Genomic DNA, 24,008 nt, shown 5'->3' with positions numbered 1-24,008 from the left:
AAAAAAATAAAAAGTGTAACATTAGATACTATTTTTGTAAAAAGATTATGCTATAATTGAAATTGTTGACGATTAACCAATTATTGTCAACAAATAAATAATAATCCAACAAATTCATGGAAATATAAAGATTAAAAATATGTAGTGGTAGTGGTCAATTGAATAGAGTCTAGTCGTGATTTTCTATGAAGAATTGGTTAAAAAAGGAGAGGAAGAAATGAACAAAGATTTTTTTAAAATGAGTAGAGAAGCATTGACAGAATTCATATTTGAAAAAAAAGCAGAGCTAGGAGATGAAGTATGCATTTTAGAACATAATTTTCAAATTGATGACTTATTAAAATTTGCAGATATTGTTGGAGATACATCTTCTCTTTTGAAGATGACAATGGAAACAGACGCAGATTATTTATTGTATGCAGGGGCCAAATTTTTCACAGAAGCAGGCTGTATATTATGTCCAGACAAGAGAATTATGCAAGCCAATCTTAAAGCGGATTGTCCATTAACTTATACTATTGATGAAAATGAAACAGAAAGAGTGTTTAATGATATAAGCAAAAAAAATAAAAAAGAGCTAGTACCAGTGTGTTATTTTACAGCAAGTTATAAACTAAAGAGTTTTAGTGGAAGAAATGATGGCACAACATGTACCGCAGCTAATGCGTATAATATAATACTATATTATTTAAACCAAGGAAAATCTATTTTCTTTACACCTATGAGTAATATTGCATTTAACGTAGTTAAAGAGTTACAGTTAGAAGACAAAGACGTAGCATTGATTGATGAAAAAACAGATATAAATTCTATCACAGGAGAAGAAAAGATATATATATGGGATGTAGGATGTTATGTACATTCTAATTTTAAAACACAGGATGTTGACAGATTAAGAAAGAAATATAAAGACATGAAATTCATATCTCATTTAGAATGTTTACCTGATGTTATAGAAAAGTGTGAATTTGCTAGTTTTACAAATGGAATTACTGATATTCTTAGAAACAACCCAAATCAAGATGAGTGGGGATTTGCAACAGTGAGCAATTTTGCCGAAAGATTAGCCAAGCAATATCCAAATAAAACGATATTGCCAGTAAGACCAGACTTAGTCTGTGAGGATATGATACTTACAGATTTACCACACTTAGCTGATAGTTTACAATCTATTGTTGATTATAAGAATGGTAAAGGAGAACTTAGAACAGAATTAAAAGTTCCTGAAGAGCATAGAATCTATGCATTAAAGGCTATAAATAAGATGTATAGCATATTAGCTGGATTGGAAAATGTAAGTACAATATAGATAAAAAAATTAAAACCCGGAATGTTCATGGATTTGTTAGATACATATTCTATGAATCTTTCGGGTTAATTAAGTTAGACAGATTACTATCGTTTAACAATATATTATTTAAAGCATCTATATTTATTATTTTAAAAGAGCGGTTTTTAAAAGATAGAATGTTTTTATCCTGTAAGATTTTAAGCTCTCTAGATAGTGAGGGTCTAGAGACATTAAGGTATTCAGCCAAAGCTTTTTTTGAAAATGGAAGAGTGATTTCTTTAGATTTTTCTTTGTTAAATGAATCTATTAAGTAATGGCTCAGTCTTGCTTGGATAGACCTATGAGATAAGATGCTAATTTTATTTTTTAATGTAATCATTGAATTTGATACAGACTCTAGAAAGTTATGCATAATAGCTGAATCAAGAGTAAATAGTTTTAACAAAGCATTTTTATGTAAAAGGAGAATGGTGCTTTTACCATAGACCGTTACAATAGCATCATAAAATTTAATAGTAGCAAAAATTGAAGGCTCAGCAATCAAAGAATAATCATCTTTTTTTGTTATTATTACAACTTTTCCACAAGGAAGTAATTTTTCAACATGAACACAACCTGAAATTAGTATTCCCATTGTATCAGCTGACTGGTTATAAGAGAAAACTATTTGCTTTTTATCATAACAGTGTATTCTATAGTTTATATTAGATAAAAGGTGTCTAATTTCATCTTTAGTTTTATTTTTAAATAGATTTGACCGTTGTAGAGATAACAATAAATCAGAGTCTTTCATATTAAAAATCCTTTCCCATATTAACAATATATAATAATAGATACTATTTACCCAATTATATTATAGTACAAATAACAATAAATGTAAAACAATAACAAAATTTTTCAGAATATCCCAAATGATTACTATAGTATAAGTTACGAGCAATACTGTTAAAACAATAAATAGACTTTTACTAAAGATGGTCTTTTCATAAGAATCTCTTTGGCATATAATAAAATGGAGATTATAATATAAAAGAATAGGAGAGTGAATATGAATGAATTTATAATTAAACCAATAGGCTATATAGATTCTCCCTATAGAAGATTAAAAGATATACCATCTCAAAGTATATACTCTAAAGAAAAGAGAGCTATAATAAATATAAAAGATGAATACAAAGAAGGGCTGAAAGATTTAGATAAATTTACTTATATAGTAATTCAATTTTATTTTCATGAATCAACAGACTATGATTTGTTAACACCTACACCTTGGAGTGAAGAACTAAAAGGAGTATTTTCAACAAGATCACCTAGAAGACCAAACCCTATAGGGATTACTATTGCTAAACTAATTGAGATAAAAGGAAGTAAACTAATTATAGAAGGAGTAGATATGTTAGATAAAACTCCAATAATTGATATAAAACCATACTTAGAAAATCTTAATCCCAAAATTGATTAGCTTAAGTAGAAGTTAAAAACAGTTTGAGTTGTTTACATAGAACGATTCAAACTGTTTTAGTATTTCAGTATTTTCTATGAAGATGCAAATGATAATTATCGACCAATAGTAGTAGTAAATTCTTAATTAATGTAATATAATAATAAACAGAAAATATAATGATAAATACTATCATATAAATTATAATACGAGGTGTAAATATGAGGGAAAGACTTATGAGAACAGAGTTACTCATAGGCGAAAAAGCACTAGAGAAAATCAATGATTCGACAATAGCAGTATTTGGAATAGGGGGAGTAGGAGGATTTGTAGTAGAAGCGCTAGCTAGAGCAGGAGTTGGAACACTTATATTAGTAGACTTTGATAGAGTGGATGGAACAAATATAAATAGACAAATAATAGCGTTAGATAGTACTATAGATAGATTAAAAGTTGATGTCATGAAAGAAAGAATCAAAGACATCAACAGTGATATAGATGTCAAGACTTATCCAATATTGTTTAATAAAGATAACATGGGTGATATTTTTGATATAAAGATAGATTACGTAATAGATGCAATAGATATGGTATCTTCAAAGCTACTATTAATAGAAAAGTGTAAAGAAAAAAACATACCAATAATAAGTAGTATGGGTACAGGGAACAAGCTAAATCCGACCATGCTTAGAGTAGCAGATATATATAACACTAGCATTTGTCCATTAGCTAGAGTTATGAGAAGAGAACTACGTAAAAGAAATATAAAAGATTTAAAAGTAGTCTACTCAACAGAAGAAGCAATATTGAGAGAAGAAAACAAACCTAAAGATGGCAGTAGGCCAGTGACAGCGAGCATTTCATTTGTTCCATCAAGTGCAGGTCTGATAATAGCATCTGAGGTGGTTAAAGATATAATTAAGAAGTAAGGAGAATGAACATGAAGCAGATAGGCTATGTATTTGGTGTAGAAGGCAAAAGGGCTATAATAGACGTAAAAAGAGTGTCTGCATGTGGCGAAAACTGTGCAGATTGTAGTTCCTCATGTAAGATGCCAACAGTACGAGTAAATGTAGAAAATACACTAGAAGCGAAAAAAGGTGATTATGTAGAAATAAGCTCTGAGAGTAAAACAATCTTAAAATACACATTTTTAATATATGGAATACCATTAATCATAATGTTAGGAGCAATAGCAATAAGCATGGCTTTATTAAAAAAAGTAGGATACACGAATGATTCGCTTAGTCTAGTAATAGGGTTATTGTTTTTAGGACTATCTTACTTTATATTAAAGCGAGTAGATAATAATGCAAAAGGAAAGATAGAGTTTAAGATGACGAGGATTATGAATCAAAAATAATAGGAGGTGTATTTTTGGTAGATGATTTAAATATAAAAGATATAAACAATATCATATTTAAATCAGATAAAATAGTTATAATATGCTTTTATTCTTCAATTTTTAAGCCTAGTTTAACTACTATAGAGTACATATCAGAAGCGGTTAAAAAAGATAACCAATTTGATATATATAAAGTTGATTATTATAAACATAAAGAAATAGTTAAAAATTTCGAGGTAATAACAGTTCCAACCATAATCTTTTTTAAAGAGGGTAAAGAAAAATATCGTACTTCAGGTTCATTTAAAGAAAAACAAATAAAAGATATAATAGGATTTGTTAAAGTTTGTTAACATACTGAAATTTTATGATTGTAACATATTAAAAAATGATATAATCTATAGTGGACAGATACTATAGGAATTATAAAAACTAAACTTTTTAAGGAGGAACTGCTTACATGGAATTTAAAAGAGTAGCTAATTACGACCCTGAAATTATGAAAGCTCTAAACAACGAGATAGATCGTCAAAAAAATGGATTAGAGTTAATAGCTTCTGAGAACCTCGTAACAGAAACGGTTATGGAAGTGATGGGAAGCCATTTAACAAACAAATATGCAGAGGGATATCCAAAAAAGAGATATTATGGTGGATGTGAATTTGTTGATGAGGTTGAAATACTTGCAATAGAGAGATTAAAAAAGCTTTTTGGTGCAGACCATGCTAATGTTCAGCCTCATTCAGGATCAAACGCTAATTTTGGAGTTTATTTTTCAGTTCTAAAACCTGGAGATAAAGTTTTAGGTATGAATCTTAGCCATGGAGGACATTTAACACATGGTAGCCCTGTAAATATGTCAGGAGCATACTTTGATTTTGTAGCTTACGGAGTAGATAAAGATACAGAAGTATTAGACTACGAAGAAGTTAGACAACTGGCATTAAAAGAAAAACCAAAATTAATAGTGGCTGGTACAAGTGCATATCCTAGAATAATAGATTTTGCAAAATTCAGAGAGATAGCAGATGAAGTTGGAGCGTACTTAATGGTAGATATGGCACATATAGCTGGTTTAGTCGCAGCAGGATTACATCCTAGCCCAATACCATATGCTGATTTTGTGACAACTACAACTCATAAAACACTAAGAGGACCAAGAGGTGGAGCAATACTATGTAAAGCTGAGTATGCAAAGATGATAGATAAAGCTATATTCCCAGGAATCCAAGGTGGACCACTAATGCATGTTATAGCAGCTAAAGCAGTAAGCTTCAAAGAAGCATTACAGCCAGATTTTGTAGATTATCAAAAGCAAGTAGTAAAGAATGCCAAAGTTTTAGGGGAAGAGCTAGTAAAAAGAGGATTTAAATTAGTATCAAATGGAACAGACAATCATCTAATATTACTTGACTTAAGAAATAAAAATCTTACAGGTAAAGAAGCAGAGAAAAAGCTAGAAGCTGTAAGAGTTACAACAAATAAGAACACCATACCATTTGATCCACAAAGTCCATTTGTAACAAGTGGCCTTAGAATAGGTACACCAGCAGTTACGACTAGAGGGCTTAAAGAAGAGGATATGGTAGAAATAGCTCAGATAATAGATGATACGTTGACAGAAAAGAGAGATTTAAAAGAAATAGAAAAACAAGTATTAAATTTATGTGACAAATATCCGATTTATTAATATAATAATTATAACCAACAAAGTCTATAGGTGCCTTGAAAAAGGAGAATAGGGAATAGAGTGAAAATCTCTAACGGTCCCACCACTGTAAGGTGGAGCGATATAAAAGATATCACTGGATTCAGTCTGGGAAGATTTATAGAGCAATGAAACCAAGTCAGGAGACCTGCCTATAAGGCTATATATTCATGAGTAATGGTAAAGTTCATGGTTTATTTGATGTACTTCAAATAAGCCGTGAACTTTTTTATTTTACAAAAGGAGGATAAAAATGAAACTACTAAATGAAACATTGAAAAAAATCACATCACTAGATGAAGAGGCAATGAGCATAACAAGAGAAAGAATCGACAATCTAATCAAACCAATAGGTAGCATGGGAAAGCTTGAAGACATAGCAGTAAAATTGTCAGGGATAACAGGAGAACTTCATCCCAAAGTAGATAAAAAAGCTATCATAGTATTAGCAGGAGATCACGGTGTGTGTGAAGAAGGAATCGCAAAAAGTGATCAAATAGTTACAGCTATGCAAACCATAAACTTTACTAAAGGACTGACAGGAGTATGTGCAGTAGGTAAACTAGTGGGTGCAGATATCATATCAGTAAATGTAGGAGTTAAGCATGAGATAGACAACAAAGATGTGATAAATAAAGTCATAAGAAGGGGAACAAACAACATAAAAAAAGGCCCTGCAATGAGCAGAGAAGAAGCAATAAGGTCAATAGAGATAGGAATAGAAGTAGCGATAGAACAGATTAAAAAAGGTAAAAACATACTAGCAACTGGAGAGATGGGCATAGGAAACACAACACCAACAACAGCGATACTAAGTGCTATAGCAGGATATACACCAGAGGAAATAACAGGAATAGGAGCAAATTTGCCTGTAGAGAGATTACAAAACAAAATAGATGTTATTAAGACAGCTATAAAAGTAAACAAACCAAACCCAAGTGATGCAATAGATGTATTAGCTAAAGTAGGAGGATTTGAAATAGGAGCAATGGCAGGAGTGATGATAGCTGGTGCAGCATATAAAACACCGGTAGTGATAGATGGTTACATATCCACAATATCAGCAATATTAGCATGTACATTGGAGCCTAAAGTTAAAGAGTATTTACTACCATCACATAAATCACACGAAAAAGGAGCAAAGTATGCTACTCAGTATCTTGGATTAAATCCAATGCTAGATATGGACATGAGACTAGGAGAAGGTAGTGGTGCAGCTTTAGCGTTTAATATAATAGAGTCAGCAACCTATATGAATAAAGAAATGATCACATTTGCTGAAGCTGGTATCCAGCCCTAATGAGTACACATATTAACAATTTAACTAATAAAAAATCAACTAGAAGTTTTAGTTGATTTTTTTATTTTGCGTTTTATATGAGTTTTTTGATTGTGAATCAAGCCAAGAATTAGAAGTATACAAATTGGAAAATAATGATATCAAATTAATGAAGATATAAAATAAAAAATATTGACAATTTTACAATAAAATATTAAAATATATTTAAATGTAGCAAAAAATGTAATTAGTTACAAGATTTAAGTGATTTAAAACCAAATTAAAAGGAGGAATGTATAATGTCTAAAAAGTTTATATCTATTTTATTATTGGTATTATTACTTATTAACCCAGTAAAACTTCAAGCAACTGATACAAAAGGTATTGATTCAACGCTAGAAAACACACTAAGTAGTACAAGTTCTGGTATTGTTATATCTGATCTTACCAGACCAAGTGTAAATGGTCCAGATCATCCAGATGAAGACAAAAATGATTACGATAAAGGTGAAATAAAAAAGGTAGATGATGTAAGTGTTGCGACTGAGCAAGAAGTTGCAAAGTTACTTGACCAAGAGAACATAACACTTAAAAATGGTCAAAGGATTTCTGTCGCGGATTTGAGAGAAAAATTAGGTGATAATAGAGATCCTGCCTCATTTGAAAGAGCTATCATAGAGTTGAGAATTGAGCAGTTACATGGAGATAATCTCCAACAAAAGGATCAATTAAGTAAAGATGTAGGCGATTTTAAAGCAATGATGAAAGATTATGTAGCTAAAAAAAGTTATACACAAGGTAATTATGCAAGTGCTGAAGTACATGTAGGAGCTTTTAATGGAAACGTTAGAGCATGGAGTCGCTTAAATAATAAAGAATATCTAACAAATAATCCGGGCAAACCACTATCTACACCTGAAAATGTAAAAGTATTTATTGATAAAAATAATATTGCGCTTCTTAGGCCAGAGGAACAACGTGTATTTAAAACACTTTTAGATCCTTACGATCGTGCTGTTGATACAGAGGCTAAAATTTTAGAATTTGTAGCAAATATATTAGGTGATAGTTATAAAGTAGAAGGTACCTTAGATTTATATACAGTGCTTAAGCCTTGTCCTAGTTGTAGCGGGGTGATATCACAGTTTTTAGATAGATATCCAAATATAAAAATTAACGTTTATTATGGGTAATTAAATCAATTTTTAGCCAGAGGAGGAATAAATATGATAAAAAAAATAATAACTATAACGGTTTTGATACTACTAGTGTTTAATACTATGAATGTAAAAGCAACGGTTGAACCAGATACAGATCATGATGGTATATTAGATAAGTTTGAAAAGAATGAATATACGATAAAATGGTTAAAGACCCCTGGTGAAGATGGTAAGCCTTATAAGTTCGAGATTTGGGATGATTCTAAGCATAGTGAACCAAAATTTACTAAGTATAAGACGTCCTATTTAAAACGTAGTACTGATGATGACCCTTATAGTGATTTACAAGAAATAACAGGGCGTGGAATGGATCCATCTGTAACATCAGAAGCACAACATCCTCTTGTTGCTGCTTATCCAGATATAACAGTTAACTTAGAGAAATTTGTTATTTCTAAGAATAATAGTTTCACCGTAGGTAATGGTGGTGCCAATGATATAAGTGTTACGAATGAGAACAGTAACTCCAAAACAGATTCACTTAATTGGCATGTTGACACAACGTTGTCTGTTGGATATAGTGCAGAACAGGGTGTTAATGGTAGTGTTAGCGTGAGTGCTGGTGTAGGTGGAAATAATTCTAAAACAGTTTCCTATAGTAAAGCACATAGCAGTAGTACCTCTAAAAATTGGTCTAAATCCCTAGGTCTCAATACAGCAGAAGCAGCGTATGTAACCTTTAATATACGCTATCAGAATGTAGGGACAGCACCTATACACAATGTAAAGCCAACGAGTACAATGGTTCTTGATAATACAGCTCTTTATACATTACAGGCAAAAGATGGTTTAGTAGCAGTGCAGATGGATCCTAATGCTTATTATCCATCTACAGGACTAGCACCATTAGCAATGGGGCAAAAGGATAATTTTAATTCTGTACCTATTTCCATTAATATTAACCAATTAAATAAGCTACAAAATAATGGAGAATTCCAGATTCAAACACCTCAATTTACAGGTAATATAGAAACTTTTGATGAAGAAGGAACGCCTATAAGTACAACAGAAGCTTGGTCAGAATATATTGATCTAATCAAGGATAATACAGCAGAGATTGTAATTGATTCACAAGAATTAGGTGTTGTAAAACGTAATATAGCGGCTAAAAAGGAAGGAAATGCAGTAGAAAATTCAAAACCTGAAATAACATTAAGAGAAGCGTTGAAAATAGCCTTCAAAACTACAACAGATGCTAATAATAATATATTTTATAACAACAAGAAACTAAATGATAATAACAATATATTGATAATGATGGATCAACCGACAATTGATATATTTAAAAGACAGACTTCTGCAAGCAAATCCATGTGGGATGTGGATTTAAGAGCAGGTATGAAGATTCGTTTTGAAGTTATAGCATCTAATAACCCAGCTAATCCGAACGAAGAACTATTACCTTCTTTCGAGAGAGTTGTTTATGAAAAAGGAAAGGGATTACAAGTAAGAGTAGTTCGACCAAGATATACAAAGCCAGTTGATAAAGTGGAATTATACAATAGTGCAATTAATCAGCCAAAAGTAGAAGGTAATCTATTAACAATTGTACCTTACCTTGATAATAATGTAGAGTTATTCCCAGTAACAGATGAAAAAGGTATGGGATACTATGGTAATCCAAAGAAAGCCTATTTAGCTTATGGTACTACAGGTTATACTGATACTAAGACAAGAGTACAAGTTTCATATAAAATAGGGAATACTGCAAAAACAATTACAAAATATATTACTCCTATTGGAGATCCATCTAAGTATGATACACTAATAGGAAAATCGAATTATGGTTCATGGACTACTGTAAAACCTAATACAGAATATTATTTTTCTGATATAATACAACGATATTCTGGGAACGTGACAATAAGGTTTGCTAATAAAAATGGTATATATAAAACGGGTAAAACGATCAATGTTAAAAATACCATTTCTGATAAATATATTTATATTACTAATTTTTTCACTGATCCTGATACAACCAGTATATCTGTTGTAGCTAATCCGGCTGTTATACCTGCAAAAGGGACTAAACCTTATATAGAATTAAATAGAGTAGGTACTCCATCTAATATTATAGAGTTTGAGTATTCTAATAATTCACAGTAAAACAGACATTTAAGTGATTTTATATCGTAATTTAAACTATTTAATCGTATTAATCAAAAATCATAGATAGATGGTAGGTGACAAATATGTATAGAGAAATACTTCTTTTCTATGAACGAGATACATTAAGAAGAGATTCTTTCATAGATTTAGCTTCATATATGAACATAGACATAGACGATGACTTTATTGATAGAGAAATTTTCTTCAATAGAGATTATGAATATCAAATAGGTAACTATGGTAGGGGAAAAGTGTTCATATTCTATACAGATACGAAGGAAGAATTCATGCTAATCTCAACATATTTATGTGAAACAGATCAATTAGGCTTGATAAGCATTGGCATAAGAAGTAATAGATGCTATGAGATGCTTTTACAGAAATTATGGGCATGTTTTGATGAATCGCAAGGTACTTTTCCACTGAGTAAAAATACGGAAGTTATTGATGATGATAGATTATTATCAATAAGTTCTAATACCTATACCACATTACCATTACTTCATAATTATATAGGAGATGGTAATGAAATTGAGATTGTTAAACCCTAGTGGTGATGGTTTCGACTTACATGCATAGTACCAAAAACTTAAGAAAATCAACTAGAACAGAGATGCTTTAGTTGATTTTTTCTTTTTAATAAGGACCACAGTATGGCTAAAGAATGAGTGAATTACTTGAAAGTGTTCAAGGGTTAAATAAATAGCAGAAAATATCAGGAATAAGTCTTTTAAAAATGATAACTTTATATTACAAAAATAAAGTTAGGAGAATCTATTTATGAAAAATTTAAAGGCTTATTATTATGAATTAGAAGGTACAAATTATGAGGTGGGTAAAGCATTAGGAGAAAAAATGAAAAATGTACCACAGTTTAAGGAGAATAACAGTATACCAAAATCTCCTTTTTCAAGAGAGGAGCAAGAACAAATAATAAATATGTTTGATAAGTATTGTCCAGGAATTAATGAAGAAATAGAAGGCTTTACAGATGCATTAGGATTTAATAAATTTCAAACCATATATTATATAATGTCATTTCTAAGACCAGGTTGTAGTCAAATGGCATTATTACCTGAAAAAACAAAGAACAATCATGTATTATTGGCTAGAAATTATGATTTTAATGATGAAGTCGAGGAACTTATATTGTGTACGACAAAGATTAAAGGCAAATATGCTCATATAGGTACATCTATGGTCCAATTTGGTAGAGGTGATGGGATGAATGAATGTGGTCTTGGAGTTAGTCAGACATCAATGGGCCTACCAGTAGGTAATTTCAAAGGGGCAAGAAAACCTGCAATTATTGGATTACAATTTTGGGCAGTTATAAGATCTATATTAGAAAATTGTAAAGATGTTGATGAAGCTATAAGTTATATGCAAAGTGTGCCAATAGCATATAATATAAATCTTATGGTTGCTGATAAAATGGGAAATGCAGCTTTGATTGAAAGCTTAGATGGAAAAAAAGAAGTTAAACGTATATCAGCTGATTCAAAGGAACAATATTTATGCTCAACAAATCATGTTCATTTGGAGAAATTAAAAAGATATGAGCCTAAGTCTATGAAAAATTCAGTGGTTCGATATAATGTAATTAATGAGTATCTTAATAATAAGGAATTAGTTTCACTGAATAATCTCAAATTATTATTATCTACAATGTATCCAGAAGGATTATGTTGCCATCATTATAAAGAATTTTTTGGAACACTAAGAGGAATGGTGTTTGATTTAAATGATGGTACTGTAGAAGTATGTTTTGGTTCAACAGCTTTAAATGACTGGCATACTTTTGAAATCAATAATCCAAAAAAATATATAGAGTTTGATGTAAAAGTTACTAATGATAAAGCACCAAAAGATTTTTATGAATTAGTATAAAAAAGAGAACAATTAATTTAGTGTCAATGGTATGAAGTGTATGGATTAAGAAAGGATTTGTGATAGGTTATGGATTATACTAGATCGTTAGAAAAAGCAATTATGTATATCGAAGAAAACTTAAAAGAAGATTTCAAAACAGAGGATGTGGCTAAATCTATTGGTTATTCTTACTATCACTTCACACGCTTATTTGAAGGACTATTAGGAGAAAGCATTGGGAACTATATACGTAAAAGGAGAATTACAAAGTCTGCACAGGATTTACTATTTTCAGATAAGAAGGTTGTTGATATAGCATTAGATTTTCAATTCAAATCGCCGGAAGCATATACGAGAGCATTTAAAAAAATATATGAAGTCAGTCCTATGGAATATAGAAAGAATAGAATCGATGTATTAAAAGGAAATAAAAAATATATAGATAATAAGAGATTGAATCACATTTTAAATAATATTACTATAAGACCTGTGATTAAAGTTATACCTGAAGTTAAAGTCATTGGTATAAAGAGAAATATTACTCTTTATAATAATATACTACCTAATCTATGGAGTGATTTTATTACCAGCAGTTCAAAAATAATAAATAGAGCAAAACCACTAAAATATTATGGGATTTGTGAGAATGACAGACCCGATAATCAATTTGGTGAAAATGTAGCATATAGTGAAGTTGTTGGTATAGAAGTTACTTCCTTTGACCATATACCAGCTGGTATGATAACTAAAGTTATTCCTCAGGGGAAATATGTAGTATTTACACATAAGGGGAGTATAGATAAGTTAAAGGAAACTTATGAATATATATGGGGTACATGGATACCTCTGGGGAAGGTTGAGATTGATATGAGAGATGATTTTGAATTATATGATGAGAGGTTTAAAGGAGCAGATAATCCTCTAACAGAAATCGAAATATACATTCCTATAAAATAATAATATCAACATGTCATGGAGATATACTTAATCCAATGAGCCATAAATCAATATTAAATGGGTAAGGGTATTAAGGACTTGTGTTAGTGGTTTGTAAGCAGTATGAGAAAGTTATTATAATACTTAAAAAAGGATGTCTCAAAATTTTGAGATATCCTTTTAGGCACGACTCAATATACATCATATCATAGGCTAAAATATAAGTCTAGTATTTATTTTTATATATGCTAAAATCATAATCAGAAGCTTCTAAAATAAATATACAAGGAGAATCAATATGCTGATTAGATTATTAAAAGAAGAAGATAAAGAAAACTGGATTAGACTTGCAAAAGAACTAGAAGATATTTTTGATGTACCCAATATGTCGATAGATCCTCAATTTCATAAGCACATTAACAATAAAATAAAAAAGCATGAGGCTATAGTAGCAATAGATAGAATATCAGAAAGATGCTTAGGTATCATCAGCTTTTCAAAGACAGATAATTGCATTGCTTGGTTTGGAGTATTTGAAAAATATCGTAAAAAAGGTATAGGAACCAAGTTGCTAAAATGTGCATTAAACCAACTTAATAGAGGTAAAGATATAAAAGTAGATACATTTTTAAAAGATAGTAAAAAAGGTATATCAGCATGGAAGATATACAGTAAATTTGGATTTGTTGAAGGACAGAGATTTCTTGATGAACACAAAAATGAAAGATGTCAAATGATTATACCAAAATCAAACAATAAAAAAGGGAAGAGTTTCCACTTTAATATAGACAGGTTTATAAAATGGGCAGATAAAGAGAATTGTCCAGTATGTTTAAAACAAACTCCACAAATTAAACCTACGCTTATAAAAGAACTTAGTTATTCATGGGTAGAATGTTACAATGGAGCTCAAGGAGGACTTTTTGGTAAATGTCATGTGCTCAGCAAAGTACATTCAGAGCATTTTTATGATATGGATCAACAGGATATGGTCAATTTTATGACAGATGTACAAAATACAGCAAAGGTATTACACCAGATTACAGGAGCAGTAAAGATAAATTATGAAATACACTCAAACTCAATGCCTCATCTACATGTACACCTATTTCCAAGATATCTAGACGATGATTACCCTAGTGCACCAATAGATTATAGAGTGTCCCAGCTATCTCCATATGAATCACAAGAAGAGTATGAGTGGTTTGTGAGTAGCATGAGAAAGTTATTATAATAATAAAAAAGAGACTATCTTGTAATGTCACATTACAAGATAGTTTTTTTATTGCAAAAACCAATAATTTGGCATTAATTTATTTTTCTGTTATAATGAGCTAATATAGCATAGAAGATAAAGGAGAGGTTATATTGGAAAAGAAATATAACATATTTGATTTGTTCAAAATTCCATACAAAGCAAACTCTAAGTTATTTTTAATCAAAATATTTGAGTACATATTGTATAGCGTGTTGCCATTGTTGGAATTTTATGTAATGAGTAATTTTATTAATTTAAGTATAGAAACTGTCAAAGGAAAATCACTTAACAATATAACATTACCATTGATATTATTGATATTAATTGTAGGATTCAAACACTTATCAGAACAGATTTTCAAGTTATCTACATATAAGTTAGAGCTAGAAATTGATAAATATTTAAAAAATATATTTTTAATAAAAAAGGCAAAATTAAACTATACTCATATAGAGAATGATAAAATGTATAACAAAGCAAACAGACTATCTGATAAAGCAGGACAAAGAGTTTTAAATGGTCTAAATGCTTTCTTAAATATAATAATAATATTAATAAAATTAGCGACATCTATTTGTCTAGTAGCTAAATATTTAGGTGCAAAAAGTATAATAATAATTTTGGTTTCTATCCCAATACTTATATTATCTAGTTACAATGGTAGAGCTACATATAAAAACACAAAAAATCTAACCAAGGATAGTAGATTTATGGACTATTTATCTATTGTACTTACTAGCAAAAGATATTGTGAAGAAAGAAGCTTGTTTAACTATTCAGATACAATAAATGATAAGTGGAAAAAATTAAGCAGAAGTAAGATAAAAAAGACATATCGGTTAATTGCAAAGTTATTTTTTAGGATGGATATAAGTGCAATACTTATGATTCTTTTATCAGGAGTTACAATTTATTATTTTGTATTAAAAGCAGTGGAAGGGGTTGTTTCATTAGGAGTAGTAATAGCACTTACAAATCTTCTACGTGATTTATCAGACCAATTCAGATGGGGTATAATGAACAACGTATCAACATTAGCAGAAGACAAAGAATACTTTGGGGACTTTGATGAGTTTATGTCACTTACAGAAAAAAAAGACTCCATTACAGAGCGAGTATACAAAGAAATAGATGTAAAGAAGATAGTACTTACTGATGTTTCTTTTAGTTATCCTACATCAGACAGAAAAATACTTAAAAATATTAATTTTGAGTTCAAAAAAGGAAAGCACTATGCAATCGTAGGTAAAAATGGTTGTGGCAAAACTACTCTAGTCAAATTATTAACAGGTATGTATAGTAATTATGAAGGTGAAATACTTATCGATAATGTGGAACTTAAAAGTTTGGATATAAATACTATTAGAAACATGTACTCTATAGCATTTCAAGACTTTGCAAGATACCCTATAGATATAAAAAGTAATGTTGTTTTTGGAGATATAAACAAAGAAGATAAAGATAAATTAAATCAATGCTTAGAAGCTGTTGATATGTATGAGTATGTAAACAAACTTGATGATAAAGAGAGTACTTTGCTAGGTAAAATAAAAGAAAATTCAACAGAATTATCAGGAGGACAGTGGCAAAAACTAAGTATGGCTAGAGTTCTTTACAATCCATCGAAGATAAGAATATTGGACGAGCCTACTGCAGCTTTAGACCCTATTTCAGAGTCGCAGCTGTATGAAAACTTTAGTATGCTTAGTAAAAATGTTACAAGTATATTTATAAGTCACAGGCTGGGTTCTACAATGCTAGCAGATACTATAATAGTTTTAGATGATGGAGAAATAGTTGAGACTGGATCACATACTGACCTAATGAAAAATAAAGGATTATATTATGAATTATATTCTAAGCAAAGGAGTTGGTATAAAAGATGAGATTAAAATATGACAAAAGTTTACCAATATCCAAAACGATTTTTTATATACTTAAAACCAATCTAAAAGCAAATCCACATATATTGATAACTAGTATGGTCATGAGTTTAATCCAAGGGTTATCATATGGAATAATTGCAAAAAGGCTAAAAATATTTTTCGAATCTGTAAGTCTAAGTATAAGTAAAGGTTATATGATGAGTGATACAAAAGAGGCTCTAATATACCTTATAGCTGTGATTGCTATAGCTATGTTTATTAATGGACTTAATAACGGTTTTCATAATCTTGTAGAAGGAAGAATAAACGAGACAGCACTTTTAAATCTACATCATAAGTCCAAAAAGCTCAGTCCGTATGCGTTTGAAGATATAAAGATATTGGACGATTTAGAAAAAGCAAGAGAAGGAGCAGAGGCTTCGACAGTTTTGTTGTTTGTGATAGTACTTATCTTTACTTTTTATGTTCCTGGCTTACTATACTTAACTCTGTTTTTTTATAGCATATATCCAGCAATAGCATTAATATTGCCTGCTATATTTATACCAACAATTATAAATCAAAGGTTAAGATTAAAAATCTTTAGCCAGCTAGCTAACAAATCTGGGCCTAAGCTTAGAGAACTAAAAAGCTTAGAAGATAGCATAGTAAATAAGGATTTTTACAAAGAAACACGTTTGTTAGGATTGTTCCCTTATTTACATAGAAAATATAAAGTTTGTTTAGACGAAGTATTAGAGCTAAAATGGGATTCAGAGAAAAAAATAGCTATAAAAGAAGGCTTGTTAAGGCTAATATCACTTATTGCATATATAAGCGTTATATTACTGCTTACGTATTTGTTGATTACAGGTAAAATTAGTAGTGGAAGTTTTGCAGCAGTGCTTTCTACTATAGCATTTATGTTTAGTACATTAGAAGAATTAATATTTTATCATATAGAAACAATCTCAAATAACATAGGCTATGTTAATAACTATGTTAAATATATGACGTTACAAGAAAAGAAAACTAAAAGTAAAGCTCAAATAAATATGAAATTTGGGATTAGTTTAAAGGATGTAAGCTTTACTTATCCAAATCAAGAGCAAACAGTATTAAATAATATTAATCTAAATATAAAAAATGGTGAAACTGTAGCAATAGTAGGAACGAACGGAGCTGGAAAATCAACTCTTTCAAAATTAATCATTGGATTATATCCATCTAAAAAGGGAGAGATAAAATATGATGATGTAGTCATTGAAAATGAAAGTCTAGAAGATATATGTCATAATACATCAGGAGTGATGCAAAATTTTAATAGATATAAATTTTCACTTCAAGAGAATATAGCTATTGCAGATATGATTAACGGTATTGATAAAAATAGAGTAATGGATACTATAAATACTTTTGAAATAAATTTAGATAACTACGAAGAAGGTTTAGAAACTATATTATCTACAGAGTTTTCAGGAATAGACCTATCAGGAGGTGAGTGGCAACGTTTAGCATTAGCTAGAGCAGACTATAAAAATAATAGCATAATAGTATTAGATGAACCAACTTCAGCAATAGATCCTGAGATGGAGGCAAGTATATATCAAAGTATAAAGAAAATTATGCAAAATAAAACAGCTATCATAATAACACATAGATTGGGTATAACCCCAGATGTTGATAAAATAGTAGTATTAGATGATGGATGTATAGTAGAAGAAGGCTCACACCAAGAATTGATGGCATTTGATTCAAACTATAAAAAGATGTATACATCTCAGATGAAATGGTTTGATTTTGATGATTATGAAAAATAGATATTGTATAATAATTTAGGCTTATAGGAAAACTAAAATTCTTGACAAAATTAGATTTTTTAAAAGCTATGATTATATTGTGAAGGATGAATAGTATGTTAAGTGATAAAATGTTAAAAATGAAGAAATGGGCTGTTGTAGGAGTGACAGAAGACAAGAGTAAATATGGCTATAAAATTTAGAAAAGCTAAAAGATAAAGGTTATGAGGTTTATCCAATAAGTGTTAAGAACTCAAAAATAAATGGTGAAAAAGCGTATAAAAGATTGTCAGAGTTGCCGATAAAAGTAGATGTTGTTGACTTTGTAGTTAATCCAAGTATAGGTATATCAATTATTTCACAGTGTAAAGAATTAGATATAAAGAACGTGTGGTTACAGCCAGGGACAATCAGCGAAGAGATAATAAAATATGCACAAGAAAATGATATAAACCAATACCAAGGCTGTGTGTTAGTAGCACTCAGTTAACAGCAACAATCTATAAATTATAAGAGGTGTATTTTTGTAGTGAAAAGAGATACTAAACATATAGGAGGGAACATAATGAAACGATTATTATTAGTCATAGTATTTTTTAGTGTTATTAATTTGTTAGTAGCATGTACTTCTGGTAAAAACGAGGCTACATTGAAACTAGGGTTAGATAAAATAGAAAGTAGTAAAGATGCTATAGCATTTATAGTAAATAATCCTACAGAAGAAGAACTTAGCAAAATACGGAATCTCAAAGAGTTTGAATTTGATAAAAGCAATGAATCATTATTAGTAGTACCAGTTAATAATAATTCTAGTGTTAAAGTTATAGAACTTACATTATATAAAGAGGGTATAAAATATGGTAAAGAACTATTTAAAACTGATAGTACATCAAATAATTATGCATTACAAATAAAAGCAACAAGACCAGAAGGAGTACCGGCGATGGAAATCATTGTTGAAAAAGACGGAACAACAGGTGAATATCAAGTGTCTTACAATGGTAAAGAAGGAAACCCAAAAGTAGAAATTATAAAAAAGAACACTAAGTAATGTAAAATAGATTAGAATAATAAGGATTATTATTAAAGAGAGAAGTTGTGTATGATGAATAACGAGAAACTATTAGAAGTATATTGATAGTTTCTTTTTAGTATTGTTAAAGTAGTAAAAAAATAATAAAATAGTACTATAAAAAGTCGGAAAACTATGCTTACTTGATTTTAATGTGATTAAGTGTTAATATTACAAGAGGGTTTAAGGTAAACTAATAACTACAGTATAATAGGTAAAAGAGGAATACATATGGAATTAAAAGATTTTAATACGCAAAATATTATAGAAAATGTAAGAAAGGATAGTATAGCCGAAGAGCTAGGCATAGAAAAAGGAGATATAATACTATCAGTCAATGATAATCAAATCAATGATATCATAGAATACAAATACCATATTTCAGATGATTATGTAAAAATGGAAATATTAAAGCCAAATAATGAAGTGTGGGAGTTAGAAATAGAAAAAGAATATGATGAGGATATAGGAATTGAATTTACAAATCCTCTAATAGATAAAGCAAAGAGTTGTAAGAATAAATGTGTATTTTGTTTTATAGACCAATTACCAAAAGGTATGAGAAAAACACTGTATTTTAAAGACGACGACTCAAGATTATCTTTCTTACAAGGGAATTTTATTACACTTACGAATATGAGTGATGAGGAAATCGATAGGATAGTGAGATATAGAATAAGTCCAATAAATATATCAGTTCATACCACAGATCCAGAATTGAGAATAAAAATGTTAAACAACAAAAATGCAGGTAAATTACATGAACGACTCAAAAAGCTCAACGAAGCAAATATAGATATGAATTGTCAGATAGTACTTTGTCCAGGAATCAATGATGGCAAACATTTAGATAAAACTATAGATGATTTATTTGAGTTTTATCCAAATATATCTAGTGTAGCAATAGTTCCAGTTGGTTTAACAAAGTATAGAGAAGGATTATTTGATTTAGAGATATTTAATAATGAGTCAGCAGGAGAGCTTTTAGATTATATAGAGGAAAAACAAAAAGGATTTATAGAAAAAATAGGAAGTAAATTCGTATTTGCTTCCGATGAATTTTTTATATTAGATGGCAGAGAAATTCCAAGCTATAATGAATACGAAGGTTTTCCTCAGATAGAAAATGGAGTAGGATTAGTTAGGAAATTTAAAGAAGAAATAGAGCGCACGTTAGATGATATAAATATTAAAGGGGAAAAAACCAAAACATATACAATAGCTACAGGAGTATTAGCGTATGAATTTATGAAAGAAGTAGCTGAGCTTGTAACTGACAAAATTGGAGACATAGAGATAAATGTATCAAAAATAAAGAATAAATTTTTTGGTGATAGCATAACTGTAGTGGGGTTAATAACAGGGCAAGATTTGATAGAGCAACTAAAAGATACACATATAGGTGATGGTTTAATAATATCTAGTGCAATGCTCAGAAGTGGAGAAGAAGTGTTTTTAGATGATATGACAGTAAGTGATATAGAAAAAGCTTTAAGTACGAAGATATATATTAGCAATAACGATGGGAAGAAATTCGTAGAGCTATTTTTAAATTTGAGAGGTGAAAAGTTTGAGTAGACCAATTGTTGCAATAGTAGGAAGACCTAATGTTGGGAAATCAACATTATTTAATAGGCTAGCAGGTAGTAGAATAGCCATAGTAGAAGATAAACCTGGAGTAACAAGAGACAGGATATATGCAGAATGTGAATGGCTTAATAAATATTTTACATTAATAGATACAGGAGGAATAGAGCCAGCCTCAGAAGATATAATATTAAAACAGATGAGAAGACAAGCAGAAGTTGCCATAGAAACGGCAGATGTTATATTGTTTATGGTTGACGGAGCACAGGGGCTTACATCAACAGATAGAGAAGTAGCCACTATGCTAAGGAAATCAAAGAAAAAGGTTTTACTAATAACAAATAAAGTAGATACTCACAAGACTCCAGATAGTATATATGAGTTCTATGAGCTTGGGATAGGTGATCCTATAGTAATATCAGCAAGTCATGGATTTGGGATAGGGGATATGCTAGATGTAGTAATAGCATATTTTCCGGATGATAAAGACACAGAGTATGATGATGATGTAATAAAAGTAGCAGTAATAGGAAAACCAAATGCAGGCAAATCTTCACTTATAAATAAAATATTAGGCGAGGAAAGAGTTATAGTAAGTGATATACCGGGTACTACAAGAGATGCAATAGACACACCGTTTGATGTCGGAGATGATAAGTTTGTATTTATAGATACAGCAGGGCTAAGAAGAAAGAGAAGCGTAGATGAAAATGTAGAGAGATACAGTGTAGTTAGATCATTAGCAGCTATAGAGAGGTCGGATGTTTGTCTAATTGTAATCGATGCTTCAGAAGGATTAACAGAGCAAGATAAAAAAGTTGCTGGTTATGCTCATGAAAATGGAAAAGCAGCAATAGTATTAGTTAATAAGTGGGATTTAATAGATAAGGACGATAGAACATATCTTGAATTTGAAAAAGAAGTTGTAAATGGCTTAGCATTTATGAAATACGCGCCTATAATAACAATATCAGCACTTACAGGAAAAAGGGTTAACAGAATCATAGATATGATAAAGACAGTAGCAAATAATCATTCGCTTAGAATAAAAACAGGTATACTCAACGATATCATCGGTGAAGCAGTATTAATGAATCAACCGCCGTCAGATAAAGGAAGAAGATTAAAGATATACTATGGTACACAGGCTAGTGTAAAACCTCCTAAATTCACTATTTTTGTCAATGACAAAGAGTTAATGCATTTTTCTTATACAAGATATTTAGAAAATAAGATTAGAGAAAGTTTTGGTTTTGAGGGAACTCCTATAAGATTCGAGATAAGACAAAAAAGGGGGCGATAGTTATTAAAGACATAATAATAGTAGCTGTTATATCATATTTTTTAGGTAATATCTGTGGTTCTTATATTTTTGGTAAACTTTTTAGACAAAAAGATATTAGAAATCATGGTAGCGGTAATGCAGGAGCAACAAATGCGCTAAGAGTTTTTGGTGTAAAAATAGCCCTTTTAGCGTTTTTATGTGATTTTATTAAAGGAATGATAGCAGTATATTTAGGTAAGTATATTGTTGGCACAGATTTAGGCGTATATATATCAGCTATTGCAGTGGCAGTAGGACATAACTATCCAATTTTATTAAGGTTTAAAGGAGGTAAAGGGATAGCTACTTCATTTGGAATACTAATAATAGTTTGTCCACTAATAGCACTATCATCAGTAGTAGTTTTTGTATCAGTAGTCTACATTACTAGATATGTGTCATTAGGATCAGTAATAAGTGCAATTGCAGTACCAATAAGCGGACTAATTATATACAGACCATTTGATAAACAGTTTTTTATATTTACATTAATAATAGGAGTAATGGCGATATTTAGACATATAGGTAACATTAAAAGGTTACTTAATGGAACAGAAAGAAAGTTAGGTCAAAAAGCAAAAAGCTAAACTAAAGGTATATGTATTTGGCACTTATTGAATACAGACTATTTGACATAAGTTTTTTATATTTACATTGAGAATAGGAGTAATGGCTTTATTTAGACATAAAGGTAATATTAAAAGGTGATTTAATGGAACCGAATCAAAATTAGGCCAAAAGCAAAATAAATTGATTGGGGGATATAAATGAGTGCAAAGATAGGTGTAATAGGAGGAGGAAGCTGGGGAAGTGCATTATGCATATTACTAGCTAACAAAGGATATAAAGTAGATTTTTGGATGAGAAATGAAGAGCAAGTTAATGAAATAAATAGAACAAGGATCAATACTAAATACCTACCAGAGGTCAAAATCCCAGAGACAGTTCAAATATCAAACGATTTAGAGTTAGTCATAAGGGATAAAGATGTGTTAGTGCTTGCAGTACCAACTCACGCAGTTAGAGAAACAGTAAAGAAGATAAAAGACAAAATCAAAGATGGTCAAATAATAGTGAATGTTGCAAAAGGTATTGAAAACGATACACTTATGAGAATATCACAAATAGTTAGAGAAGAAGCTCCAAATTCTAAATATGCAATACTATCAGGACCATCACATGCAGAAGAAGTAGCAAAAAAAATGCCTACAACAGTAGTAGTTGCATCAGAGGATAAAGAAGTCACAAAATATATTCAGGAAATATTCATTACACCGAGTTTTAGAGTTTATGCAGGCTCAGATGTAATAGGAGTAGAACTTGGAGGAGCAGTGAAAAACGTAGTAGCATTAGGAGCAGGAATATCAGATGGATTAGGCTATGGAGATAATACAAAAGCTGCACTAATGAATCGAGGAATAGCTGAAATAACTAGGCTTGGAGTCAAAATGGGAGCAAACAGACATACATTTACAGGACTTTCAGGGATAGGCGATTTAATAGTTACATGTACAAGTATGCACAGTAGAAATAGACGTTGTGGTATAAAAATAGGAGAAGGCATGAGCCTTGACGAAGCAATACAGTCAATAGGAATGGTAGTAGAGGGTGTAAAAACTGCAAAATCAGTACATTATTTATCAGAAGAATATGATGTTGAGCTTCCAATAAGTAATGCTATATATGAAGTTTTATACGAAGGTAAAAACGTCAAGCAAGCAGTAGATGAGTTGATGTTACGTGATAAAAAGAATGAACTAGAAGATGTTGAGTGGTAAATAAAATACAAAGGGCTGGTTTATAAATGTATGAACCAGTCCTTAGATTTTTTTAGGAATTCTTCAACTCTTAAAAGCTGAACCAATAAAATTTGAGTTACCACAAGACCCACAGAGATAATCT

At 30.3% G+C, this 24,008-nt stretch carries 21 protein-coding genes, 1 pseudogene and 1 riboswitch; of the genes and pseudogenes, 21 read left to right on the top strand and 1 reads right to left on the bottom strand.

Features of this window, described 5'->3' with window-relative positions; translation table 11 throughout:
• Window positions 1–217 precede the first annotated feature (217 nt).
• A complete protein-coding gene (gene nadA / locus P3X86_RS05020) occupies window positions 218–1,309 on the top strand; it encodes a quinolinate synthase NadA (RefSeq protein WP_483291531.1) in 1,092 nt (363 codons plus the stop codon).
• Window positions 1,310–1,358: 49 nt separating this feature from the next.
• On the opposite strand, the gene P3X86_RS05015 is transcribed toward nadA, so the two are convergent.
• Window positions 1,359–2,084, bottom strand: coding sequence for a Crp/Fnr family transcriptional regulator (locus P3X86_RS05015; RefSeq protein ID WP_483291530.1), 726 nt, complete (start codon window positions 2,082–2,084; stop codon window positions 1,359–1,361).
• Window positions 2,085–2,339: 255 nt separating this feature from the next.
• On the opposite strand from P3X86_RS05015, the gene tsaA reads away from it, so the two are divergent.
• The 20 genes and pseudogenes from tsaA (at window position 2,340) to P3X86_RS04915 (ending at window position 23,884) form a co-directional block, all read left to right on the top strand.
• Window positions 2,340–2,753: a tRNA (N6-threonylcarbamoyladenosine(37)-N6)-methyltransferase TrmO gene (gene tsaA, locus P3X86_RS05010; RefSeq protein WP_483291529.1), complete on the top strand. Its 414-nt coding sequence runs from the start codon at window positions 2,340–2,342 to the stop codon at window positions 2,751–2,753.
• A gap of 200 nt (window positions 2,754–2,953) precedes the next feature.
• Window positions 2,954–3,661: a tRNA threonylcarbamoyladenosine dehydratase gene (locus tag P3X86_RS05005; protein WP_483291528.1), complete on the top strand. Its 708-nt coding sequence runs from the start codon at window positions 2,954–2,956 to the stop codon at window positions 3,659–3,661.
• Window positions 3,662–3,672: 11 nt separating this feature from the next.
• The gene (locus P3X86_RS05000) at window positions 3,673–4,095 is read left to right on the top strand and encodes a SoxR reducing system RseC family protein (protein WP_483291527.1); all 423 of its coding nucleotides are present in this window, start codon (window positions 3,673–3,675) and stop codon (window positions 4,093–4,095) included.
• Between the two features lie 14 nt (window positions 4,096–4,109).
• On the top strand, window positions 4,110–4,430 hold the full coding sequence (locus P3X86_RS04995; RefSeq protein WP_483291526.1) for a thioredoxin family protein: 321 nt from the start codon (window positions 4,110–4,112) through the stop codon (window positions 4,428–4,430).
• Window positions 4,431–4,537: 107 nt separating this feature from the next.
• On the top strand, window positions 4,538–5,767 hold the full coding sequence (locus P3X86_RS04990; RefSeq protein ID WP_483291525.1) for a serine hydroxymethyltransferase: 1,230 nt from the start codon (window positions 4,538–4,540) through the stop codon (window positions 5,765–5,767).
• Between the two features lie 11 nt (window positions 5,768–5,778).
• Window positions 5,779–5,955: riboswitch (cobalamin riboswitch) on the top strand.
• 83 nt (window positions 5,956–6,038) lie between these two features.
• Window positions 6,039–7,085: a nicotinate-nucleotide--dimethylbenzimidazole phosphoribosyltransferase gene (cobT, locus tag P3X86_RS04985; RefSeq protein WP_483291524.1), complete on the top strand. Its 1,047-nt coding sequence runs from the start codon at window positions 6,039–6,041 to the stop codon at window positions 7,083–7,085.
• Window positions 7,086–7,363: 278 nt separating this feature from the next.
• Window positions 7,364–8,257 (top strand): deaminase domain-containing protein, encoded by an 894-nt coding sequence (locus P3X86_RS04980; RefSeq protein WP_483291523.1) that lies wholly within the window; start codon window positions 7,364–7,366, stop codon window positions 8,255–8,257.
• Between the two features lie 33 nt (window positions 8,258–8,290).
• A complete protein-coding gene (locus P3X86_RS04975) occupies window positions 8,291–10,390 on the top strand; it encodes a binary toxin-like calcium binding domain-containing protein (protein WP_483291522.1) in 2,100 nt (699 codons plus the stop codon).
• 86 nt (window positions 10,391–10,476) lie between these two features.
• The gene (locus P3X86_RS04970; protein ID WP_483291521.1) at window positions 10,477–10,944 is read left to right on the top strand and encodes a hypothetical protein; all 468 of its coding nucleotides are present in this window, start codon (window positions 10,477–10,479) and stop codon (window positions 10,942–10,944) included.
• 229 nt (window positions 10,945–11,173) lie between these two features.
• Window positions 11,174–12,283, top strand: a complete 1,110-nt coding sequence (locus P3X86_RS04965) for a C45 family autoproteolytic acyltransferase/hydrolase (RefSeq protein ID WP_483291520.1) — start codon at window positions 11,174–11,176, stop codon at window positions 12,281–12,283.
• A gap of 69 nt (window positions 12,284–12,352) precedes the next feature.
• Window positions 12,353–13,222, top strand: a complete 870-nt coding sequence (locus P3X86_RS04960; RefSeq protein WP_483291519.1) for an AraC family transcriptional regulator — start codon at window positions 12,353–12,355, stop codon at window positions 13,220–13,222.
• A gap of 277 nt (window positions 13,223–13,499) precedes the next feature.
• Window positions 13,500–14,435 carry a GNAT family N-acetyltransferase gene (locus P3X86_RS04955; protein ID WP_483291518.1) on the top strand — a complete coding sequence of 312 codons (936 nt, stop codon included), beginning with the start codon at window positions 13,500–13,502 and terminating at the stop codon, window positions 14,433–14,435.
• A 134-nt stretch (window positions 14,436–14,569) separates the two neighbouring features.
• The gene (locus tag P3X86_RS04950; RefSeq protein WP_483291517.1) at window positions 14,570–16,345 is read left to right on the top strand and encodes an ABC transporter ATP-binding protein; all 1,776 of its coding nucleotides are present in this window, start codon (window positions 14,570–14,572) and stop codon (window positions 16,343–16,345) included.
• Complete coding sequence (locus P3X86_RS04945) at window positions 16,342–18,144, top strand: ATP-binding cassette domain-containing protein (RefSeq protein WP_483291516.1); 1,803 nt, start codon at window positions 16,342–16,344, stop codon at window positions 18,142–18,144. The genes P3X86_RS04950 and P3X86_RS04945 overlap by 4 nt, the downstream gene beginning before the upstream one ends.
• 193 nt (window positions 18,145–18,337) lie before the next feature.
• Window positions 18,338–18,613 (top strand): annotated as a pseudogene (locus P3X86_RS04940) (CoA-binding protein); the annotation flags it as partial.
• Window positions 18,614–18,688: 75 nt separating this feature from the next.
• Window positions 18,689–19,174, top strand: a complete 486-nt coding sequence (locus P3X86_RS04935; protein ID WP_483291515.1) for a hypothetical protein — start codon at window positions 18,689–18,691, stop codon at window positions 19,172–19,174.
• 252 nt (window positions 19,175–19,426) lie between these two features.
• Entirely contained in the window at window positions 19,427–20,773 is a 1,347-nt protein-coding gene (locus P3X86_RS04930; protein ID WP_483291514.1) for a DUF512 domain-containing protein, read from the top strand.
• The gene (gene der / locus P3X86_RS04925) at window positions 20,766–22,085 is read left to right on the top strand and encodes a ribosome biogenesis GTPase Der (protein ID WP_483291513.1); all 1,320 of its coding nucleotides are present in this window, start codon (window positions 20,766–20,768) and stop codon (window positions 22,083–22,085) included. Before P3X86_RS04930 ends, der begins: the two co-directional genes overlap by 8 nt.
• Window positions 22,055–22,693 carry a glycerol-3-phosphate 1-O-acyltransferase PlsY gene (gene plsY / locus P3X86_RS04920; protein ID WP_483291743.1) on the top strand — a complete coding sequence of 213 codons (639 nt, stop codon included), beginning with the start codon at window positions 22,055–22,057 and terminating at the stop codon, window positions 22,691–22,693. Before der ends, plsY begins: the two co-directional genes overlap by 31 nt.
• 180 nt (window positions 22,694–22,873) lie before the next feature.
• Window positions 22,874–23,884, top strand: coding sequence for an NAD(P)H-dependent glycerol-3-phosphate dehydrogenase (locus P3X86_RS04915; protein ID WP_483291512.1), 1,011 nt, complete (start codon window positions 22,874–22,876; stop codon window positions 23,882–23,884).
• Window positions 23,885–24,008 lie beyond the last annotated feature (124 nt).

The sequence above is a fragment of the Abyssisolibacter sp. ZYX002 genome (assembly GCF_056892235.1).
This window is presented reverse-complemented; position numbering and strand designations above follow the sequence as displayed.

Coding starts and splice junctions, on each gene's coding strand:
- P3X86_RS05015 (WP_483291530.1), bottom strand. CDS start 2,084: ATGAAAGACTCTGATTTATTGTTATCTCTACAACGGTCAAATCTATTT.
- P3X86_RS04930 (WP_483291514.1), top strand. CDS start 19,427: ATGGAATTAAAAGATTTTAATACGCAAAATATTATAGAAAATGTAAGA.
- P3X86_RS04975 (WP_483291522.1), top strand. CDS start 8,291: ATGATAAAAAAAATAATAACTATAACGGTTTTGATACTACTAGTGTTT.
- P3X86_RS04915 (WP_483291512.1), top strand. CDS start 22,874: ATGAGTGCAAAGATAGGTGTAATAGGAGGAGGAAGCTGGGGAAGTGCA.
- P3X86_RS04990 (WP_483291525.1), top strand. CDS start 4,538: ATGGAATTTAAAAGAGTAGCTAATTACGACCCTGAAATTATGAAAGCT.
- P3X86_RS04945 (WP_483291516.1), top strand. CDS start 16,342: ATGAGATTAAAATATGACAAAAGTTTACCAATATCCAAAACGATTTTT.
- P3X86_RS04980 (WP_483291523.1), top strand. CDS start 7,364: ATGTCTAAAAAGTTTATATCTATTTTATTATTGGTATTATTACTTATT.
- P3X86_RS04955 (WP_483291518.1), top strand. CDS start 13,500: ATGCTGATTAGATTATTAAAAGAAGAAGATAAAGAAAACTGGATTAGA.
- P3X86_RS04935 (WP_483291515.1), top strand. CDS start 18,689: ATGAAACGATTATTATTAGTCATAGTATTTTTTAGTGTTATTAATTTG.
- P3X86_RS04960 (WP_483291519.1), top strand. CDS start 12,353: ATGGATTATACTAGATCGTTAGAAAAAGCAATTATGTATATCGAAGAA.
- tsaA (WP_483291529.1), top strand. CDS start 2,340: ATGAATGAATTTATAATTAAACCAATAGGCTATATAGATTCTCCCTAT.
- P3X86_RS04970 (WP_483291521.1), top strand. CDS start 10,477: ATGTATAGAGAAATACTTCTTTTCTATGAACGAGATACATTAAGAAGA.
- P3X86_RS05005 (WP_483291528.1), top strand. CDS start 2,954: ATGAGGGAAAGACTTATGAGAACAGAGTTACTCATAGGCGAAAAAGCA.
- nadA (WP_483291531.1), top strand. CDS start 218: ATGAACAAAGATTTTTTTAAAATGAGTAGAGAAGCATTGACAGAATTC.
- cobT (WP_483291524.1), top strand. CDS start 6,039: ATGAAACTACTAAATGAAACATTGAAAAAAATCACATCACTAGATGAA.
- P3X86_RS04965 (WP_483291520.1), top strand. CDS start 11,174: ATGAAAAATTTAAAGGCTTATTATTATGAATTAGAAGGTACAAATTAT.
- P3X86_RS05000 (WP_483291527.1), top strand. CDS start 3,673: ATGAAGCAGATAGGCTATGTATTTGGTGTAGAAGGCAAAAGGGCTATA.